Here is a 1,851-nt window from a genome sequence, read left to right as displayed (position 1 = left end):
TTTCCCCCTCGTAATCACCCCGTCTTTCCGCGACATTGCAGGAATTGGTAATTCTACAAACCCAAATGTTGCCCCTGGTAATCGTGGCGGTGGTGCTAGATTTGTATTGGGTGCTAGTGTATCTTTTAATTTCTAAAGCCGCTAGACTTTTGCCAGTCACTGGCAAAAGCCAGTCGTCTACCAATAGTCTCAATTACCCATAATTAACGTTCAAATTAAGGTTGGATATTCATGCTAAATCTTTCTAAATATCGCCACGCGATCGTCGGTTGTAGCGCTATCGCTACAGTAGCTTGCGTTGGATTACTACAGTCTGGTAGTGCGATCGCTCAAACAGCTACTAATAATAGTAATAGTAGCGGTAGTAACGTTACCACTATCCCCAGCGTCAGCGTTGGTAGTAGTAATAGTGGCGGAAGCACTCCCGGCGGTGGCGCTAGTGCAGCGATTAGCGGTCAGGCTGGAACCATTTCGTCCAGAGTCAGTGTCGCTCAAGCTAGCTATGATACTGCGGTGTCTAACCTCTCAGCCGCCGAAGCAGCTCAACCTGTAGCTGCCGCAGATACAACCCCCGTCCGCTATGCGGTAGATAAAGGTGTTGCGGATCTTGCAGCTTGTGGTTGTCCCAATGCCGATGTTACTGCCAGTGCGCCTAGTACTGCTCCACGCCCAGAAGTAGTAGCTGCTAAAGCTGCTGAAGCTGATGCCGCAGCAGAACTCGCCGCTGCTCAAGCCGAAGCGCGTCAGTTTATTGAATCAGTCAAGAGTGGTGCTACTGCAACCAACTCGGTAGCTACCAGCCAACTTTGGTAGAGAGCTGCTCTAAAATCTGAGACAGTATCCCGTCAATAGATAGCCTGTTGAAGGCAAGAGCGATAGAGACCACTCTTGCCTCGCGGCTCACTCTCGATAATTGCGACCATCCATCCATCGATCGCCAAGTCAGGCTTGAATATCATGACCCAACTAGCTAAATTCCGTCAATTCGCGATCGGCTGCGGCGCGATTGCCACAGCAGCATTCGGTAGCTTCATTCCCTCTGCCAGTGCTGACGAACAATTCAATAACAATACCGTCCAATTCGATCGCGATACCATCATTGAATTTGCGTTTGTCAAATCAAACAACTCTGCTCAGTCTACCTTTGGCGTACTCAATCTAGCCACTGGCGAGAAAACTCCCCTAATTTCGGAAGCCCGCGCTCAAGACAAACCAGGCAAAAACCGGGTCGGTACTGCTGGTAAAGCAGTTAGAAAACCGTTTGCCGAATTTACCTTCAAGTCGGGGACTCCTTACACACTTTATCTAGAGTCAACTCAAAAAGGTAAAGGTGCTACTACTGTCTACTCCGTACCAGAGCGAAATGGTGGCGCACAGCTAGCAAAATTCGAGAATGATGCTACCTCCTTGGGTACTCAAGGCGTGCGGATTGGTTGGAATGATGGCATCTCCAGTCAAGGCGGTGACTTCAACCAGTTCTTAGTGATTGCTGGTGGTGGCATCGGTTGTCCTTGTAAGCCAAGCCCTAGCTTGACTACACCATTACCTCCCGAAGCACCCCCAACTCGCAACAACGCACCTAGCGGTCGCGGTTAATTAGGTTTTAGGCTTCGGGTTTTAGGCTCTAAGCTTTGGGCTTTTAGGCTTTAGGGGTCTTGCCAATTAGCCCCAATTACTAACATCGGGTATGAAACAGTGTTTCATGCCCGATTTTGGCTAAATACGCTAAATACCTACCATTAATAGAGAAAATTGCCACAATTAAAGAATAAGAGTTATTACCAATCGCTGAATGCAATAATTAACACGATCGTGGCGATCGCCGAACCTAGTCTTGATTTCATATTGCAT

At 48.3% G+C, this 1,851-nt stretch carries 2 protein-coding genes; both read left to right on the top strand.

Annotation, left to right across the window (positions count from 1 at the left end; all coding sequences use genetic code 11):
* Positions 1-231: 231 nt before the first annotated feature.
* On the top strand, positions 232-813 hold the full coding sequence (locus tag RMO35_RS00790; RefSeq protein WP_309737887.1) for a hypothetical protein: 582 nt from the start codon (positions 232-234) through the stop codon (positions 811-813).
* A 75-nt stretch (positions 814-888) separates the two neighbouring features.
* On the top strand, positions 889-1,596 hold the full coding sequence (locus tag RMO35_RS00785) for a hypothetical protein (RefSeq protein WP_309737886.1): 708 nt from the start codon (positions 889-891) through the stop codon (positions 1,594-1,596).
* The last annotated feature ends 255 nt before the right edge of the window (positions 1,597-1,851 follow it).

This window comes from Chamaesiphon sp. OTE_20_metabat_361 (assembly GCF_031364565.1).
The sequence above is the reverse complement of the archived record's forward strand: the minus strand, read 5'-3'. Positions and strand labels throughout refer to the sequence as shown.

What these genes read in the sequence shown, in the direction of transcription:
- RMO35_RS00790 (WP_309737887.1), top strand. Translation starts at nt 232, where the DNA reads ATGCTAAATCTTTCTAAATATCGCCACGCGATCGTCGGTTGTAGCGCT.